The sequence below is a fragment of the Maribacter confluentis genome, assembly GCF_030505015.1.
GTDB classification, from domain to species: Bacteria; Bacteroidota; Bacteroidia; order Flavobacteriales; family Flavobacteriaceae; genus Maribacter; species Maribacter sedimenticola.
In genome coordinates this window covers 712,143-730,324 of the sequence record NZ_JAUKUC010000001.1, presented here as the reverse complement: position 1 = coordinate 730,324, position 18,182 = coordinate 712,143, and the positions used below count along the sequence as shown (strand labels likewise).

The following is an 18,182-nucleotide window of genomic DNA, read 5'->3' as shown; positions in this document are numbered from 1 at the left end:
TATAAATTAAAAATTAACATTTGTGCCTTAACTGTTAATAAATTATAATATTATTAAACTTAGTTATTCTTATAACGCCTAGGATTTAAGTATATTGGCATGCTTTTTTACTAATTAAAAAACAGAAGATTTTAAATGGCAGACGGTGAAAAATTAATACCTATTAATATTGAGGATGAAATGAAATCTGCCTACATTGATTATTCAATGTCGGTCATTGTGTCACGGGCTCTTCCGGATGTTAGAGACGGATTAAAGCCAGTACACAGAAGGGTTTTGTTTGGAATGCATGAATTAGGGGTTAGAAGTAATAGCTCCCATAAAAAATCTGCCCGTATTGTCGGGGAGGTTCTTGGTAAGTATCATCCCCATGGAGATACCTCGGTTTATGATGCAATGGTGCGTATGGCCCAAGAGTGGAGTTTGCGTTACATGCTTGTGGACGGGCAAGGAAACTTTGGTTCTATAGATGGTGATAGCCCTGCTGCAATGCGTTATACGGAAGCCCGTATGCGCAAGATTGCGGATGACATGCTTATTGATATCGAAAAAGAGACGGTAGATTATCAATTAAACTTTGATGATTCATTAAAGGAGCCTACTGTATTGCCAACCAGGGTTCCCAGTCTTTTGGTGAACGGTGCATCTGGTATTGCGGTAGGTATGGCAACCAATATGCCACCACATAATTTATCAGAAGTTGTTGACGGTACGGTAGCTTATATTGACAATAATGATATTGAAATAGATGAGCTGATAACCCATATCAAGGCACCGGATTTTCCTACCGGTGGTATTATCTATGGTTATGATGGGGTAAAGGAGGCCTTTCATACAGGAAGGGGACGTGTCATGATGCGTGCCAAAGCTACTTTTGAGGAAGTACAGGGAAGGGAATGTATTGTAGTGCATGAAATTCCGTATCAAGTCAATAAGGCAGACATGATCAAGAAGACTGCCGATCTTGTCAATGAAAAGAAAATTGAAGGCATATCCAATATACGTGACGAGTCTGATCGTAACGGTATGCGTATCGTCTATATTTTAAAGAGAGACGCAATACCTAATATTGTATTGAACATGCTGTATAAGTATACGGCGCTGCAGACTTCTTTTAGTGTCAATAATATTGCTTTGGTCAATGGTAGGCCAGAATTGTTGAACATTAAGGACATGATCCATTATTTCGTTGAGCACCGCCATGAAGTGGTGGTTAGGCGAACGCAGTTTGAATTGAAAAAGGCAGAGGATCGTGCACACATCCTGGAAGGGTTGATCATTGCATCGGATAATATTGATGAAGTAATTGCCATCATCAGGGCATCTAGCAATGCAGAAGAAGCTAGGGCCAACTTGATCGAGCGCTTTAAGCTTAGTGAAATCCAAGCCAAGGCAATCGTTGAAATGAGATTGCGCCAACTTACCGGTCTGGAACAGGACAAGCTAAGGTCTGAATATGAGGAAATCATGCTATTAATTGCTGATTTGAAAGATATTCTTGAGAAAAAGGAGCGTAGGATGCAGATCATCAAAGATGAATTGCTGGAGATAAAGGATAAGTACGGTGATGAAAGACGATCTGAAATAAATTTGGCTGGTGGTGATCTTAGTATGGAAGATATGATCCCGGACGAGCAAGTGGTCATTACCATTTCTCATGCGGGTTATATCAAAAGAACACCTTTGTCAGAATATAAAACGCAAAACAGGGGCGGGGTTGGTCAAAAAGCCTCCTCTACCAGAAATGAAGATTTCTTGGAACACCTGTTCGTAGGTACCAATCATCAATATATGCTCTTCTTTACGCAAAAAGGAAAATGTTTCTGGATGCGTGTATTTGAAATACCAGAAGGTAGTAGAACATCTAAAGGAAGGGCAATTCAGAACTTGATCAATATTGAGCAGGATGATAGTGTCAAGGCATTTATCTGTACGCAAGATTTAAAGGATGAGGAGTATATAAACGGACATTATGTCATAATGGCCACTAAAAAAGGTGTGGTCAAAAAGACATCTTTGGAACAATATTCAAGGCCTAGGCAAAATGGTATCAATGCAATTACCGTGCGTGACGGAGATGAATTGTTAGAGGCTAAATTGACCACAGGTTCAAGTCAGATATTCTTAGGACTTAAATCTGGAAAGGCAATCCGTTTTGAAGAAAGTAAGACCAGGCCAATGGGTAGAAATGCCTCTGGTGTAAGGGGTATTACCTTGGCAAATGAAGAGGACGAGGTAATCGGTATGGTTTCCGTACATAATTTTGAGGATGAGATTTTGGTGGTTTCTGAAAAAGGGTATGGTAAACGATCAAGTATTGAGGATTACAGAATTACAAACAGAGGTGGTAAAGGGGTCAAAACCATAAGCGTTACCGAAAAGACCGGAGGATTGGTAGCCATTAAAAATGTGACGGATTCGGATGATCTTATGATTATCAACAAATCCGGAATCGCAATTCGTATGAGCGTAGAAGACTTAAGGGTCATGGGTAGAGCAACCCAGGGTGTTAGGTTAATTAATATTAAGGGGAACGATTCCATTGCCGCTGTTGCCAAAGTCATGAAAGATGAAGATGATTTGGAAGAATCCGAAATACTTGATATTGAGGTAAATACGGATAATGGCACGGAGCTTGATACGAATACACCGGATGATTCTGAAGAATAAACATCTAAATTTTAAACACTAATAATTAATATATTAAAAATGAAGAATAGGATTTTACTTGTTGCGGCTTTGGCCTTTACTATGGTCGGGTTTGCACAAAAGAATGAAATAAAAGCTGCGGAAAAGGCTTTGAAAGGTGGCGATGCGCAGGCGGCTCAAACTGCTATTGATGCGGCTTCGGGAACCATAGCTTCTGCAGATGAAAAAGTGCAGGCTCAATATTATTTTACAAAAGGTAAAATTTACAGTGATTTGGCCAAAAAAGGTAATAATGATGCGTTTAAGCAATCAGCAGATGCTTTTAAAAAGGTAATTGAAATTGAGGAGGCTTCCGGTAAACAAAAGTATACCGGTGAAACAGAGCAATATATGGCTGCGCTAACGGCAGATTTGGTAAATTCTGCGGTAAGTGACAATGGTAACAAAAAATTTAAGGAAGCTGCAGAGAAATTATATATGAGCTATACCCTTAGTCCTAGGGATACATCATATTTATATTATGCGGCCGGTAGTGCTGTTAATGGAGGTCATTATGAAATGGCTTTGGATTACTACAACAAACTACAGGAAATCGGTTACGATGGGGGTGGTATAGTTTATAAAGCTACCAACACTGCATCTGGTGAAGTGGAGGAAATGGATAAGGTTCAACGTGACCTTATGGTTAAATCAGGGACATATACAGATCCCATAGATGAAAAAACACCTTCTAAAAAAGCTGAAATCGTAAAGAATACCGCATTGATCTATACGCAATTAGGACAGGACGAGAAAGCTTTGGAGGCTTATAAGGCAGCTAGAAAGAACGATCCGGAAGATGTTAATTTAATATTGAACGAAGCCAATCTTTATTTCAACCAAGGAGACAAAGAGAAATTTAAAGAGTTAATGGCACAGGCCATTTCCTTGGCACCGGACAATGCGGATTTGCATTACAACGTTGGTGTTATTAGTATGGAGCAAGAAAATTATGATGATGCCAGAAAGTCTTATAGAAAAGCAATTGAAATAGATCCAGGTTACACCAATGCGTATCTTAACTTATCTACTACGTATGTAAACGAGGGTAACGGTATGATAGATGAAATGAATTCATTAGGTAATTCAAGAGCGGACATTGCTAAGTATGATGAATTAAAGATGAAAAAAGATGGTTTGTTCAAGCAAGGTGCAGATATTTTGGAAGAAGCACTAAAGACCAATCCTGAAAATGAAAATATCATGATCCAATTGAAGAATATTTATGGAGCAATGGGAGACAATGAAAATTTCATGAAAATGAAAAAGATGTTAGGAGAGTAATCCTTTATAATTATAAAAATGTAAAAGGCCCTAAAAAGGGCCTTTTTTTATATCACTTTTTTAATGACCCTTAATTGATGGGTATACGTTCTTAAGTCGTTATTAAAAATACCCGTATGGTCCAAGCGGTCTATACGTACCTTACCGTGTACATGAATAACATAATTGTTTTCCATAATGATGCCTACATGGTCAATTGACCCGCTGGAATTATCAAAAAAGGCTAGATCGCCCGCCTCACTTTCTTCAACGAAACTTAGTGCATCACCCTGCGTTGATTGTCTTTCTGCTGTTCGTAAAAGTTTATATCCATTAATTTTATAGACCATTTGGGCAAATCCCGCCGCGTCAATACCAAAAGGTGTTCTTCCACCTTTAACCTCAGGGGAGTTTAAATATAGTAACGCTGTTCTAACAATATTGTCCTTTGATTGTTTTTCGCTTGTAATAACTCCATCAAAACTTAAGGGTAAAGAGGGGGTGTTGGGTATGCTGGACCCTATTAAGATTGGGGTAAGAATTTTATGTTCATCTTCAACATAGGTAATCAATTCTGCCGCCAATTTTTCCTCTTTACATTCTTTCAAAGTGTTGAATTCATCTTCGGGAATAAATACCAGTTGATTGTTCATGATCCATCCTTCGCATTTATCGAACAATGTCTTGATTCTTGACCAATTTTTTCTAGATTCCAACACTTTAAAATGCTCTCCGAACAAAAGTTGGGTGACCATTTCAGCTACTTCATCTGGAGTACTCCGTACGGGAATAATACTTAAATGACAAATTCCGTATTGCATGTAGCTTATTTATGCTCTTTCTATTACCATTGCCGATGCTCCACCGCCACCGTTGCAGATTGCGGCCGCACCAAGTTTTGCCTCATTTTGCTCCAACACATTGATTAAGGTAACCAATATCCTTGCTCCGGAACATCCTAGCGGATGGCCAAGTGATACAGCGCCACCATTAACATTTACCTTGTCGTCCGTTAACCCCAATAATTTCATATTGGCCAAACCTACGACGGAGAAGGCTTCGTTGAATTCAAAAAAATCAATATCGTCAATGGACACCTGTGCCTTGGTCAAGGCTTTTGGAAGCGCTTTGGCAGGAGCGGTCGTAAACCATTCCGGTTCATGGGCGGCATCCGCATATCCTTTAATACTTGCCAAGAGTTTTAAATTAAGTTCCTTGGCCTTTTCCTTGCTCATTAATACCAATGCTGCAGCACCATCGTTAATGGTAGAGGCATTGGCGGCCGTTACCGTACCATCTTTGGAAAAAGCAGGTCTTAGATTTGGTATCTTATCAATAAACACATTGCTGTATTCTTCATCCTTTTCAACAAGTATGGGCTCACCTCTTCTTTGTGGTACAGGCACGGGTATTACTTCATTGGAGAATTTTCCATTATCCCAGGCACTGGCAGAGCGTTTATAGGATTGTATGGCATAGGCGTCCTGTTCCTCTCTTGAGAACTCATATTTTACGGCACAAGCATCTGCACACACACCCATTGCTTTTTCATCATAGGCATCTACCAGTCCATCTTTTTGCATACCGTCAATTAAGGTGCCGGGCCCAAATTTTGTACCTGTTCTCATGTGTACATAGTGTGGTATCAAGCTCATATTTTCCATACCGCCGGCAACGACGATATCAGCATCTCCCAAAGCTATAGCCTGTGCACCTTGCATAACCGCTTTCATACCGGATGCACAAACTTTGTTGATGGTGGTGCATGGTACGGTGTTAGGGATTCCAGCATAAATTGCCGCTTGTCTGGCGGGAGCTTGACCTGTACCGGCCTGCACAACGTTGCCCATAATGACCTCATTGACCAAATTGGCATCCAAGCCTATTTTCTGTAATGCGCCTTCAATTGCTATAGCTCCCAATCTGGGAGCGGTAATGGTAGATAAACCACCCATGAAACTTCCAATTGGCGTTCTAACTGCTGAAACAATAACGACCTCTTTCATTATTCTATTTTTGTTGATTTTACGAAATTACTAAATTCTATAGCAATCCGCGGGATATCCTTTCAATTACTAGTTATCAGATTAATATTTTCTATTTTTGATGAACATAATAATATTTTCTTTTGGACAATCTATATAAAAAGCAATCGCTCATATTTAAATATATATTATATATAGTAGCGATAGCGTTTATTGTTTTCTTCTTGCCCAAGGGAGGAAAGTTCAAATATGAGTTTCAGAAAGGAAAACCTTGGCAGTACGATAATCTTTATGCGCCCTTTGACTTTTCCATACAAAAAACCGATGCGGAAATAGCGGAAGAAACACAGGCTATTGAGCGTAATCAGTTACCATATTATAGGTATGATCAAAATATTGTTGATGATCTACGGGCAGAATTTCAAGTAGCCTTTAATGAAACTTGGCAGGATATAGGGTTAAGGAACAGTCAAAGAAATAGACTAAAAAATGTTTCGGAGGCCATATTGGATTCTATTTATACCAAAGGTATTTTACAGAATAGTGGAAAGCAGGTACAGCGTAATTTTATTTATTTAGTTAAGGAAAATGAGGCAAGAAAGGTTAGGGTAACGGATTTTTTTAAAATAAATGAAATCAATGAATTGGTAAGCAGCGTTCTGGCTCAGAACAACCTCTCATCGTTTGAAAATGAAACCCAAGCCTTATTTTTTGATTTAATTACGCCAAATGTAAGTTTTGATAATAGTTTAACGAAGAAAGCAAGGGATGAGGCCCTTTCCAAACTATCCTATACGAGAGGTACTGTTGACCAAGGGCGTTTAATAATAGCAAAGGGTGAAGTTGTTGAGGCGGAAAATCTAAAAATACTAGAATCATTAAAAGGGGAATATGAGTCGGAATTATGGACGGCAAATAATTATTACTACATTTTAATAGGTTATACCGTTCTGGTGGCCCTAGTGTTGATTATGCTATTTCTTTTTCTCAAAAAATATAGAAAAGAAGTATATGACAATAATACCAAGGTCACTTTTATTTTCTTTAATATGTTGCTCATGGTATTCATTACTACCATGGTAGTAAAATATAATGATGAACTGGTGTTTGTAGTGCCTTTGTGCATATTGCCATTAATTTTAAAAACATTTTTTGATGCCCGTTTAGGGCTCTTTGTCCATGTCTTGGCCGTATTGATATTGGGGTTTGTGGTGCCCAATAGTTTTGAGTATATATTTCTTCAGATAATTACCGGCATTGTAACGATTCTAACTGTTTCGGAACTATATAAAAGAGCAAATCTTTTTGTTAGTGTAGGACAGATTACCCTAATCTATATTATTGGTTATTTGGCCTTTCATACCATTCATGAAGGAGATTTAAGCGATATACAATGGTTTACATTTGGCCTTTTTCTGTTAAATGGTATGATAACCTTATTTGTACAGCCACTTATTTACATCTATGAAAAATTATTTGGCCTTGTATCCGATGTATCCTTACTAGAACTATCGGATACAAATTCTAAATTGTTAAAAGAGCTATCCAATAAAGCTCCGGGTACCTTTCATCATTCCTTGCAAGTTGCCAATTTGGCGGAGGCCGCAGCTAACGAGATTGGTGCAAATGCCATGTTGGTAAGGGTAGGGGCACTGTACCATGACATAGGTAAAATGAACGACCCAACCTTTTTTACGGAAAATCAGATTACCAATGTAAACCCACACGATGAATTAAGCCCAAAGCATAGTGCCAAAATAATTATTGACCATGTAATAAAAGGGATAGAGTTAGCAAGGAAAAATAAAATTCCCGATCGTATTATTGATTTCATACGTTCTCACCATGGAACAACAATGGTGTATTATTTCTATAAGAAACAGAAGGATTTAAAAGGTGATGGCGTCAACGAGGAAGATTTCAGGTATCCCGGTCCCTTACCTTTTTCAAGGGAAACGGCAATATTGATGATGGCGGACTCTGTAGAGGCCGCATCTAAAAGTTTAAAGGATCCAACGTTTTTAATTATCGATGAATTTGTGGACAAGATAATTTCGGGCCAGATGAAGGCCAACCAGTTTTTAAATGCGGATATTACTTTTAAGGAGATAGAAACCATCAAAAAAATATTCAAACAAAAGCTGACCAATATTTATCATTTACGTGTGGAATATCCTGAGTAACAGGCGGCTAATTTTATATTCAAAAAAAATAGCAAAAATAGTTGTGTAAAACCAGTTATACTTATACATTTGCATCCGCTATTTAGAGCAACAGTTCATTGAAGAATTACTGGAGAGGTGCCTGAGTGGCCGAAAGGAGCGGTTTGCTAAATCGTCGTAGGTGGAAACACTTACCCAGGGTTCGAATCCCTGTCTCTCCGCAACGATATGTTGAGAGACATATTTTTTGATAACCATTTCGGGGTGTAGCGTAGCCCGGTTATCGCGCCGCGTTTGGGACGCGGAGGTCGCAGGTTCGAATCCTGCCACCCCGACAAATTATAGTATCAATCTATAGCAAAAACCTGTTAATCTTATGATTAACAGGTTTTTTTCGTTTTTAGGGATATCAAAATTTATCATTTAATTCCAATAGAAACGTCAACAAATCGGTCAACAAGTATTAAACTGTAAATTTTGGCCGAGATTTGTTAAAACGTCAAATGCATTGACCATAAAAAATGTAACGCCGAAAGCTTATTCTGCCTTGCTTATATTAGGAGTTAAAAAAATGATATATTATAGTCTTTTTGATAGTATATGGAATTTTACAAAAAATTGTTACTGATTCTAACTTAGTAGTTAACTAAATAATATTATTCCGGTTATAATGCATTCACGGGTTGCTTTGAATTAATCGAATAAATCATGAACTATTCTTTTTTTTTGTTCATATTATGTGCACCTTTCACGTTTTTTAATGCTATAATTTAAGGAATACCACCTCTTTTTATATACCCAATTCTCAATTAATATTATAATATTTCATTTTTATACTTATTGTTTAAGTTTTTAGATATCCTCCGTAGTATAAACTCCATTAACCATTCGTAAAATCTTATCCGGATTTTTATTTTGCAATGCTTTAGGCAAAAGTTCTTCAGGAATATTTTGATAACACTTTACAGTACAAAATCGTTCAATGGCAGCAGTTCCCACAGAAGTGGTTGCAGGAAAAGTAGATGATGGATAGGGACCTCCATGATGCATAGAAGGGCAAACTTCTACACCAGTAGGAAATCCATTAAAAATTAATCTTCCAACTTTATTTTCTAATGAGTCTTTAATAGAGGGAAGTTCCGGATCACCATCAGCAAAAATTGTTCCCGTTAAATGACCTCCAAAGGTTTCAATTATTTTATTTATTTGATTTATAGTATCACAATTAATCAAAATAGCGGCAGGCCCAAAGATTTCATCTTCTAGCTTAGGGGATTGCAAAAAATGCTTGGCATCGATTTCAAATAGTTTTCCACCTTCATCTTTAGTTGAAACCATTTCTATACCAGTAACAGTAGCTGTTTTTTTTACATCTTTTTGAAAACTATTTTGGATTCTAGTGTTTAAAAAATGACCAATGGAAATCGATTCTAGAGCGTTTTTTAAATTACCAACAAACTCCAGGCTGTTTTTGTTTTTTAGGATTAAAATCAGGCCTGGTTTGGTGCAAAATTGACCCGTTCCAAGGGTTATGGAATTTGCTAAACCTTTTGCAATTTCAACTCCGTTATTTGCAATGGCCAAAGGTAGAATAATCATAGGATTAGTGCTTCCCATTTCTGCGAACACAGGTATTGGATTTGGTCTAGATGCTCCTAAATCAAATAAGATCCTACCCACATGAGTACTTCCTGTAAAACCGACCGCTTTTAATTGTGGATGTTGAACCAAGGCTTGACTTACTTCTGGGGAAACTCCCTGTATCATTGAAAACATTTCTGGTGGATAGTTGTTTTTCAGAATCGCTCTTTGCATAGCCTCCGCACATAGCCTGGAAGTACCTGGGTGGCTAGGGTGTGCCTTGACAACTACACAATTACCTGCGGCAATTGCTGATGCGGTATCGCCTCCCAATATTGAAAACGCTAAAGGAAAATTGGAAGCCGAAAAAACGGCAATGGTTCCCATTGGCCTAAAAATACGTCTAATATCGGGCTTTGGAAGTGGTTGCCGTTCTGGTAGGGCCGTATCAATTCTTGCCTGTTGCCAATGGCCTTGTTTTACCAAGGCAGAAAAGGCACGGAGTTGTGCACAAGTTCTAGCCCTTTCTCCTTTAAGTCGTACTTCACCCAATCCAGTTTCCATATCACAAACTTCAATGAGTTCATCTCCTAAATCCTCTAATTCTTCAGCAATGGATTCCAAGAATGCGGCCCTTTCAGCAATACTTTTTTTCTTAACTGTTTCAAATGCTTTTGTAGCCTGTTCTACTGCTACATCAACCTGTTCTTGGTCAGCTTCAATATATATTTTGCCATTTTCTGCTGTAGCTGGATAGTATGACCGGAATTCTTTACCCTTTCCTGTGACCCAATTTCCTGCTATATAATTTTGTTCAGTAATAATCGCTTTTGCCATTAATAATTATAATTTTGAATTTTACATTTATTTTTAAGTTCTCACTTGTGTTTAGTTTCGTTTTAACTAAACTTAATACGTTAAATTATCTTATTTTAATTCATCTGTACATTACTAAAAAAAAGGTGGTTCTCCATACAACAAATCTATTCTGAGAATTGTTCAAAGATTGAAATATTTTAATCATTGTAGCGTGTTTCGGAGCCCATTATCATTACTAATTGTAATATTTATTTTGCCCGACACACATTCAACATTTTGGATTTAAAATTCATTTTATTTTCCACTTTATCTATCGTGTCATTATTGATTTTTTGTTTAAAATTTTTCTTAAACCTTAATTTCAATTAATTCTGGTTACTGTGCACTGTAATGAATTGTCTAATTCTTATATATTTTATATTAAATATGATAAAATCCTCAATTACAGTGAATGTAAAATGTTAAATCAATTTTTTTATTGTAAAAATAATATCAAATTAATATATTGCCATCAAATTAAGTGTGAAATATACAATTATTTTATAGCAACAAATATAATTTAATATTGAGTTTATAATCAAATTTTAACATTTTAAACAGTAAAATGGCAATAATAAGTGCATTGGTTCTTGAGCAAATGTTTCTGAAACATTATCAGGAGTGGTGTTTATTGTCCTTTAGTTATGTTGGCGATTTGGACGATTCGAAAGATGTAGTACAAAGTATTTTTGTTAAACTTTTACAAAAAGAATGTAATGAACCTATTAAGGATTTTAAAAGTTATATAAGTACTTCAATTCGAAACGAAAGTTTAAAAAGAATTAAAAAGAAGCAACGAACTTTTTTAATTAAAAATTATTCAAACGAAGTTCCATCTTATGAGCATGAATTGATTCGTTCAGAAATATCACAGACTTTATTTAGGGAAATCGATGCCCTACCTGATCAGACGAGGAAGGTGTTTGAACTTTGTGTTTTAGAAGGTGTTAAATATGAAAATGCGGCCGAAATAATGGGTATTACGGTCAATACTGTGAAATACCATCTAAAAAAGACGTTTAAAATTTTACGATTAAATTTAAAGGATGTGTATTTTTGGGTATTATAAAATATCACTTTGATAAAAAAATATTAAAAAACTTCACATATTCACTACCCGTTTTGTTTTTAGTAGGGTCTTATAAGTAGGAGGGAGTTTTCCTCTTTTTAAAAAAGACCAAGTTGATAGCAGAAATTATCCTTAAAAAGTTACGTGAACAATTAAATAGAGAAGAAGAAATTCTTTTCAAAAAATGGTTGTCCGAAAATGATGAAAATTTTTTAACCTATAAACGGCTTAAAGAATTACATCGAAATAATGTCTTACTTCCAAATATCAATGATATTAATCCGCAAGAATCTTGGAACTTAATTTCAGCTGAAATTCAAAAAAATAGACCTAGAAAAGACAGTAGATTTACATACAATAGTTTATTCCGTTATGCCGCAGTTTTTGTGGGTTTAATAGGATGTCTTTTTTTTTACAGGTCTTCAAATACTCAGAATGTAATTAAAACTCAATTTGATCCCACGGCAGTTATTTTGGAAAGGGGAAATGGTGAAATACAGGAGCTTAGCCAATTAGGAGAATATAGTCTTGTTGCTGAAAATGGGGGTGTTATAGGAAGAAAAGATGACGGGGTTGTCGATTACTCACTCAATCATGGTGCGGATGATGAGGATCTTGAATATAACGCTGTTCATGTACCTAATGGGAAAACATTTAGAGTCGTTCTTTCAGATGGAACTGCGGTTAATCTTAACTCAGGGTCTTCTTTAAGGTATCCTGTAAAATTTATAAAGGGGAAAAATAGGGAGGTTTCCCTTATTGGTGAAGCCTTTTTCGATGTTCGTAAAAATGCTCATAGTCCTTTTATTGTAACAACAGGAAAGATGGATGTTAGGGTGTTAGGAACTAAATTCAATGTTACTTCTTACCCAGAAGATACCAATCAAAGTACAGTTTTAGTTGAAGGTTCTGTTCGGCTTTATGAAGCAGGGGACTCTTATGATGAAGATGATTCCACATTGCTTTCACCAGGTTACAAGGCAGATTGGAATACAAATGAGAAACAAATGGTAGTAAGTAAAGTAAATACTGAATTGTATACAAGTTGGATAGAAGGTAAGTTAACTATGAAGAAAATGAAGTTCTCAACTATAGTACAACGATTACAACGACATTATAATGTAAAAATTAATAATGAATACGAAGATTTGGATGAAAGATTTTTTACGGCAACATTTGAAACTGAGACCATGCAGGAAGTACTGGAAACTTTCAAAATTGAAACACCATTTGAATATGAAATAAATGGGGATATGATACATATTTACAAACTAAAAAATGATAAACACTAGGCCTATGAAACAAAGAAACTGACAAATGCCCATGTAAAACGTACTCGGTTTTAGGGAACAAAAAAAAATAACCAATAATCAACTTACGATATGAAAAATAATAGACCCATTGGGGCCAAGATGTCCAATACAATGAAAATTGGTTTAAGAACCAAACTCTTAACCCTATTTTTGATTGCGACTTTCTTTTCCATTCAAGCGAGTTCATTTTCGCAAAAAACCAAAATAACCCTTAATTTAGAAAATGTACAAACTATTAAGGTGATGGAAGAAATTGAAGTCGCAACCGACTTTAAGTTTCTATACGATGTTAAAAAGATAGACACATCAAAACTTGTGTCCATCAATGTAAAAAACACAGCTTTAGACAAAATCCTTTCAGTACTTTTTGATGATTCAAATATTGAATTCATTTTTAAGGGAAATCAAATTGTATTAAAACCAAAATCAAAAGAGTCAGACAATAAATTACAAAAAAAACAAAATAAGGAAACAACAACCGTTAGTGTTCAACAGAGTATTTCAGGTACGGTTTCCGATGTTAATGGGCAGCCTATTCCAGGAGTTTCTGTTGTGGAAAAGGGAACTTCTAATGGCGTTGCAACGAATTTTGATGGTGAATATACCATAACTCTAACACAGCCTAATGCCACTTTAATTTTTAGTTCCATCGGTTTTGCTAGAAAGGAATTACTAACAGGCCAATCCAGTGTTCTGGATGTTACTATGGCAGAAGATATGCAAAGCTTAGACGAAGTGGTCGTAACTGGTCTAGGAATTAAAAGAGATGCCAAAAAATTAGGGTATGCAGTGACTTCGGTTGATACGGAGGAGCTAACCAAAACCAGAACGGTAAACGCTATGGAGTCTCTGCAAGGTAAGGTTGCAGGCTTAAACATTAGTCCTCCATCAGCAGGAGCTGGTGCAAGTGTTCAAATACGTTTGCGTGGTCAATCTGCATTTGCAGGAGCAAGTAATTCGCCGTTGTTCGTAATCAATGGTCTTCCTATAGACCAAGGTGCTAGAGGTGCCAATGGCCGTGATAATCAACGGGATCTTGGGGATAACCTACAAAATCTAAATCCAGACGATATTGAAAGTATGACCGTACTTAAGGGTGCTACTGCTGCCGCTATTTATGGTGCAAGGGCAGCTAATGGAGCGGTAATCATAACAACAAAAACAGGTAGCTTAAACCAAGGAATTGGCGTTGATTTTACATCAAGTATTACTACTTCACATGCGTTGAATTTTTTGGATGGAATACGTCAAACCGAATATGGGCAAGGAACTGGTGGAACGCGCCCTCAGACTCAGGGAGAGGCCCAAAGTACAGGGCAGTTTAGTTTTGGCGAAAGATTTGATGGCGTACCCACTGTAAACTTTGATGGGGTATCTAGGCCTTATTCGGCTAACCCATATCAACTCTATGATTTCCTTAGAACAGGAACAAACCTTACTAATACTATTGGGTTTTCAGGAGGTAATGAGAAAGGAAGTTTCCGAGCTTCATTTGCGAATACTTCAGCTGAAGGCATTCAACCGTCAAATGAATATAAGAAACGTATATTTAATGTAGGTATAAACTATAACGTTACAGAGAAGTTAAATATGCTTTTAAACGTTAACTATACCAATGAGGAGAATATCAATCCACCACAGATTGGTACACAAGGACCCGGTGCCGTGGGTTTTTTCAATAGGTTGGCTATTTCTACTCCTGTTGAAGCTTACGAACAAAGTGCCATTGATCCTGTTACGGGTACGGAACTTCGTACCAATGGATTTTTAGGAACGATAAACAATCCTTATTATCAACTACAAAAACATCAATTTTTTAATGATAATAGAAACCGTTTGTTGGGGACAGCTACTTTAAGATATAAATTTACGGATTGGCTGTATCTTCAAGGGCGGTATAATTATGACTATGCTACCAATTTTACGGAGTGGAATGAGCTGAATGGAGCAGGAGCAACAACTACCCTAGAGGGAGATACGGGATTTTATAGAGGTCGTTACGATATTCAACAGACCCAAACCCGTGATGTAAATGCTGACTTCCTATTAGGTGCAAACAAAGAATTTGGAAAGTTTTCTGTTGATGCAAGCTTCGGAGGTAACACTTGGCGTTCGCAATTTCAAAGAAATGCTCAATATTCAAGACTGTTTGTTGTTCCTGACCTTTATTCTATCACGAATGGTACAAGTTTTGAAACCGATGAAGCCGGTTTTCAACCCTACCAGTTTAGTACTTTCAGAATCAATTCATTATACGGTTTAGCTGAATTTGGTTATGATAATTTAATGTACTTGAATTTTACGGGAAGACAGGATTGGTTCTCGGTGCTTAATCCGGATAACAATAGTGTATTTTATCCTTCAGTATCTGGAAGTATTATTTTTTCTGAATTGATGAAAGAGCAAGGCTGGTTGAGTTATGGTAAATTAAGAGGTTCTTGGGCAGAAGTAGGCAGCGCAAACGGTGTTGGTACTTATGAAGGTATTCTTAACTACACCTTGAATCCGCCTTTTAATGGTCAGACAACTGCTGGTGTTGCAGGTAACTTTGCTCCAAATCCATTCTTACAACCTTTTACGGTTACAGAGAAAGAAATTGGTCTGGAAATGCGAATGTTTAACAGTCGTTTACGGCTGGATATTGCAGCTTTTGATAAAGTTACGACCGATCAAGTGTTAGATGTAACACTTTCCAATGCATCTGGGTATGATAATTCAAAGCAAAACTTAGGATCCTTGAGAAATAGCGGATTGGAAACTTTAGTAGAAGTGGTGCCTATACAAACTGAAGATTTCAGGTGGGCAAGTACCTGGAACAATGCATATCTTTCTACAGAAGTACTGGATGTTGGGAACGATAGTGGTACTCTTTTATTGATTTTCTTTAATGGGACCGGAAACGAATTTCTTGGGGAGCTAAGATATACGGAAGGATTACCAATGAACCAATTATATACCAGAACCTATAGGAGAAATGAAAATGGTCAGATTTTGGTCAATGATGATGGTAGATTATTGGCTACAAACGGCGATACGCCCGGAGCTGAAAACACAAATGGATTTTTACCGGTAGGGAGCTCCATACCAAAACATGTTGGAGGTTGGAACAATAATTTTTCCTATAAAAATCTGAATTTTAGTTTCTTGGTTGATTATAGGTTTGGAGGTACTATGTTATCATCCACTCATTTGAACATGACCAGGCAAGGACATTCCCAGTTTTCCCTTGAAGGCCGTAGAGAAGGGGAAAATGGTGTAACTGTACCTAATAGTGTATATGAAAGCACAGGACAGGCCAATACAACGGCGGTAAGCAATTTACAATCTTTTTATGCAGATTACCGTAATCTTCAAATAGGAGATCCATTTACCTTTAAATCTGACTTTGTCAAGTTAAGAAGTATTTCATTATCCTATGATCTTACTGATATTGTTTCTAATGCGGCAGATATGAAGTTTATAAAGGGATTGACCATAGCTGCTTCTTGTAGAAATGTCGCAATTCTTTATAAGGATATTCCAGGGCTCGATCCTGAAGCTATTCAGTCCTCCGGTGATTTTAGGGCGGGTTATGAAAATTCAGCGCTGCCTACTACCCGTAATTTTAATTTTAGTCTTAATGTTAAATTCTAGAACCATGAAAACTATACAATACATATTATCCATAGTTTTAGTCTGCCTTATTTTTCAAGGGTGCGACAAGGATTTTGTGGAAGTGAACACCAATCCATATGCTGTTAATGAGGTAGACCCAGCACTTTTATTTGCTGGAGCACAGAGAAGCCATTTAGGAACTTGGGCAGCGGAACATACCATTGTACAACACTTTGTAATTCCCTACAATCAAGGAGCTACCTTGGGTTTTAATTTTAATGAGGATATTGATGGGGTAAACAATCCCAAATGGAATGATTCTTACCCCTCTGTAATAAGGAACTTGACCCAAGCAATGACATTATTGGGGGAGGATACAAATCGAATAAACTTATTGAGTATGATTCGTATTTGGAAAGCGCAGGTTTTCATGGGAGTTGTTGATACCTATGGTGATGTACCTTATTTTGAAGCTGGTAAGGCGGTTAGTGATATAACTTATTTTCCTGCTTATGACGACGACGCAGCAATTTACGCAGATCTTTATAATGAAATAACCGCTGGATTGGCAGGGTTGAACCCAGCCGGTGAATTTGTTTCTGATGATCTTTTTTATGGAAGCAATAGCGAAATTCCCACTAGTTCAGCTACCGAACAAGTTGCTAAATGGAGAAAATTAGGCAACTCACTATTGTTAAGATTAGGTATGCGTTATTCAAAAGTAGACCCATCAACAGCGGAATCTATAGTTTCAGAGGCTTTTACAGGAGGAGTTATGACATCAAATGACGATAATGCATATATCAAATATGATGGGAACGTTTATACTTGGGTTGATAATGCAGTATTAAGAGATTTTTCTTTTTTTAACTATGCAACAGAACCATTGGTAAATCAACTAAAGGAAACTAATGATCCAAGAGGTAAGTATATGATAGCCAAATTTGAAGATCCAGGGGCAGTGGCAAATGAAACGAATCCAAATACGGATTTGGATGATCAATTTGGCGTTCCAATTGGTGTTTCTGATTTGGAATTATCCGACACGTCCCTTGGGTACAGAGGGCCAAAGGGTACAGGTCTTGACTATAGTCAAGTTAATGTTTTCGCTGCGGCCTCTCCGGCAGCACCGGCATTTTATGTAACCTATGGACAAACATCTTTATTGCTGGCAGAAGCCGCCTTGAGAGGCTGGATCGCAGGAGATGCCCAAACTTACTATGAAGAAGGTATTAGAGCCAATATGGATATATATTCGTTATATCCCAATACGCAGCCCATACCAACATCTGACATAGATGCTTATTTAGCCCAACTTGAAGTTGCCTTTAATGCTTCCAATGCTTTGGAACTTATAAATATTCAGTATTGGTTGGCCAATTACCGTAATGGTACCGAAGCATTCGCAAATGTTAGAAGAAGTGGTTTTCCAGATTTAGAACGTAATGATTTTAACGATAATCTATTGGCAAATGGAGGTGATGGTTTTGTTCATAGAATGACATATCCTGATAGAGAAGGATCGGCAAATTCTGATAGCTATATCGCTGCAGTTAGTGCTATAGGAGGCGATAACTTAGTTTCCAGGGTTTTTTGGGATAATTAATTTTCAGGTTAAGGGTTTGTTTCTAATAAAAAAGAGAGATTCTGATTTTAATGAAAAAACTAA

Annotated in this window: 10 protein-coding genes and 2 tRNA genes; 9 read left to right on the top strand and 3 right to left on the bottom strand. The window is 37.0% G+C overall.

Features of this window, described 5'->3' with window-relative positions:
- The first annotated feature begins 135 nt into the window (after nucleotides 1-135).
- On the top strand, nucleotides 136-2,670 hold the full coding sequence (gene gyrA / locus Q2T41_RS03290; RefSeq protein ID WP_089259842.1) for a DNA gyrase subunit A: 2,535 nt from the start codon (nucleotides 136-138) through the stop codon (nucleotides 2,668-2,670).
- 39 nt (nucleotides 2,671-2,709) lie between these two features.
- Entirely contained in the window at nucleotides 2,710-3,972 is a 1,263-nt protein-coding gene (locus Q2T41_RS03285) for a tetratricopeptide repeat protein (RefSeq protein WP_304434939.1), read from the top strand.
- Nucleotides 3,973-4,019: 47 nt separating this feature from the next.
- On the opposite strand, the gene Q2T41_RS03280 is transcribed toward Q2T41_RS03285, so the two are convergent.
- Together Q2T41_RS03280 and Q2T41_RS03275 are read right to left on the bottom strand one after the other, a co-directional pair.
- Complete coding sequence (locus tag Q2T41_RS03280; protein ID WP_089259844.1) at nucleotides 4,020-4,772, bottom strand: C40 family peptidase; 753 nt, start codon at nucleotides 4,770-4,772, stop codon at nucleotides 4,020-4,022.
- Between the two features lie 9 nt (nucleotides 4,773-4,781).
- Nucleotides 4,782-5,957 (bottom strand): acetyl-CoA C-acyltransferase, encoded by a 1,176-nt coding sequence (locus Q2T41_RS03275; protein ID WP_304434938.1) that lies wholly within the window; start codon nucleotides 5,955-5,957, stop codon nucleotides 4,782-4,784.
- Nucleotides 5,958-6,079: 122 nt separating this feature from the next.
- On the opposite strand from Q2T41_RS03275, the gene Q2T41_RS03270 reads away from it, so the two are divergent.
- From Q2T41_RS03270 to Q2T41_RS03260, 3 genes are all read left to right on the top strand, one after another.
- Nucleotides 6,080-8,119 carry an HD family phosphohydrolase gene (locus Q2T41_RS03270; protein WP_304434937.1) on the top strand — a complete coding sequence of 680 codons (2,040 nt, stop codon included), beginning with the start codon at nucleotides 6,080-6,082 and terminating at the stop codon, nucleotides 8,117-8,119.
- A gap of 111 nt (nucleotides 8,120-8,230) precedes the next feature.
- Nucleotides 8,231-8,319, top strand: a tRNA-Ser gene (locus tag Q2T41_RS03265).
- A gap of 39 nt (nucleotides 8,320-8,358) precedes the next feature.
- A tRNA-Pro gene (locus Q2T41_RS03260) sits at nucleotides 8,359-8,433 on the top strand.
- 517 nt (nucleotides 8,434-8,950) lie between these two features.
- On the opposite strand, the gene Q2T41_RS03255 is transcribed toward Q2T41_RS03260, so the two are convergent.
- Nucleotides 8,951-10,516, bottom strand: coding sequence for an aldehyde dehydrogenase (NADP(+)) (locus tag Q2T41_RS03255; protein WP_304434936.1), 1,566 nt, complete (start codon nucleotides 10,514-10,516; stop codon nucleotides 8,951-8,953).
- Nucleotides 10,517-11,102: 586 nt separating this feature from the next.
- Here Q2T41_RS03255 and Q2T41_RS03250 point away from each other — a divergent pair.
- The 4 genes from Q2T41_RS03250 (at nucleotide 11,103) to Q2T41_RS03235 (ending at nucleotide 18,119) form a co-directional block, all read left to right on the top strand.
- Nucleotides 11,103-11,606, top strand: coding sequence for an RNA polymerase sigma factor (locus Q2T41_RS03250; protein ID WP_304434935.1), 504 nt, complete (start codon nucleotides 11,103-11,105; stop codon nucleotides 11,604-11,606).
- A 113-nt stretch (nucleotides 11,607-11,719) separates the two neighbouring features.
- Nucleotides 11,720-12,898, top strand: coding sequence for a FecR family protein (locus Q2T41_RS03245; RefSeq protein WP_304434934.1), 1,179 nt, complete (start codon nucleotides 11,720-11,722; stop codon nucleotides 12,896-12,898).
- Between the two features lie 90 nt (nucleotides 12,899-12,988).
- On the top strand, nucleotides 12,989-16,552 hold the full coding sequence (locus tag Q2T41_RS03240; RefSeq protein WP_304434933.1) for a SusC/RagA family TonB-linked outer membrane protein: 3,564 nt from the start codon (nucleotides 12,989-12,991) through the stop codon (nucleotides 16,550-16,552).
- Nucleotides 16,553-16,556: 4 nt separating this feature from the next.
- Entirely contained in the window at nucleotides 16,557-18,119 is a 1,563-nt protein-coding gene (locus tag Q2T41_RS03235; RefSeq protein ID WP_304434932.1) for a SusD/RagB family nutrient-binding outer membrane lipoprotein, read from the top strand.
- The last annotated feature ends 63 nt before the right edge of the window (nucleotides 18,120-18,182 follow it).

Coding starts and splice junctions, on each gene's coding strand:
- gyrA (WP_089259842.1), top strand. CDS start 136: ATGGCAGACGGTGAAAAATTAATACCTATTAATATTGAGGATGAAATG.
- Q2T41_RS03285 (WP_304434939.1), top strand. CDS start 2,710: ATGAAGAATAGGATTTTACTTGTTGCGGCTTTGGCCTTTACTATGGTC.
- Q2T41_RS03280 (WP_089259844.1), bottom strand. CDS start 4,772: ATGCAATACGGAATTTGTCATTTAAGTATTATTCCCGTACGGAGTACT.
- Q2T41_RS03275 (WP_304434938.1), bottom strand. CDS start 5,957: ATGAAAGAGGTCGTTATTGTTTCAGCAGTTAGAACGCCAATTGGAAGT.
- Q2T41_RS03255 (WP_304434936.1), bottom strand. CDS start 10,516: ATGGCAAAAGCGATTATTACTGAACAAAATTATATAGCAGGAAATTGG.
- Q2T41_RS03250 (WP_304434935.1), top strand. CDS start 11,103: ATGGCAATAATAAGTGCATTGGTTCTTGAGCAAATGTTTCTGAAACAT.
- Q2T41_RS03240 (WP_304434933.1), top strand. CDS start 12,989: ATGAAAAATAATAGACCCATTGGGGCCAAGATGTCCAATACAATGAAA.
- Q2T41_RS03235 (WP_304434932.1), top strand. CDS start 16,557: ATGAAAACTATACAATACATATTATCCATAGTTTTAGTCTGCCTTATT.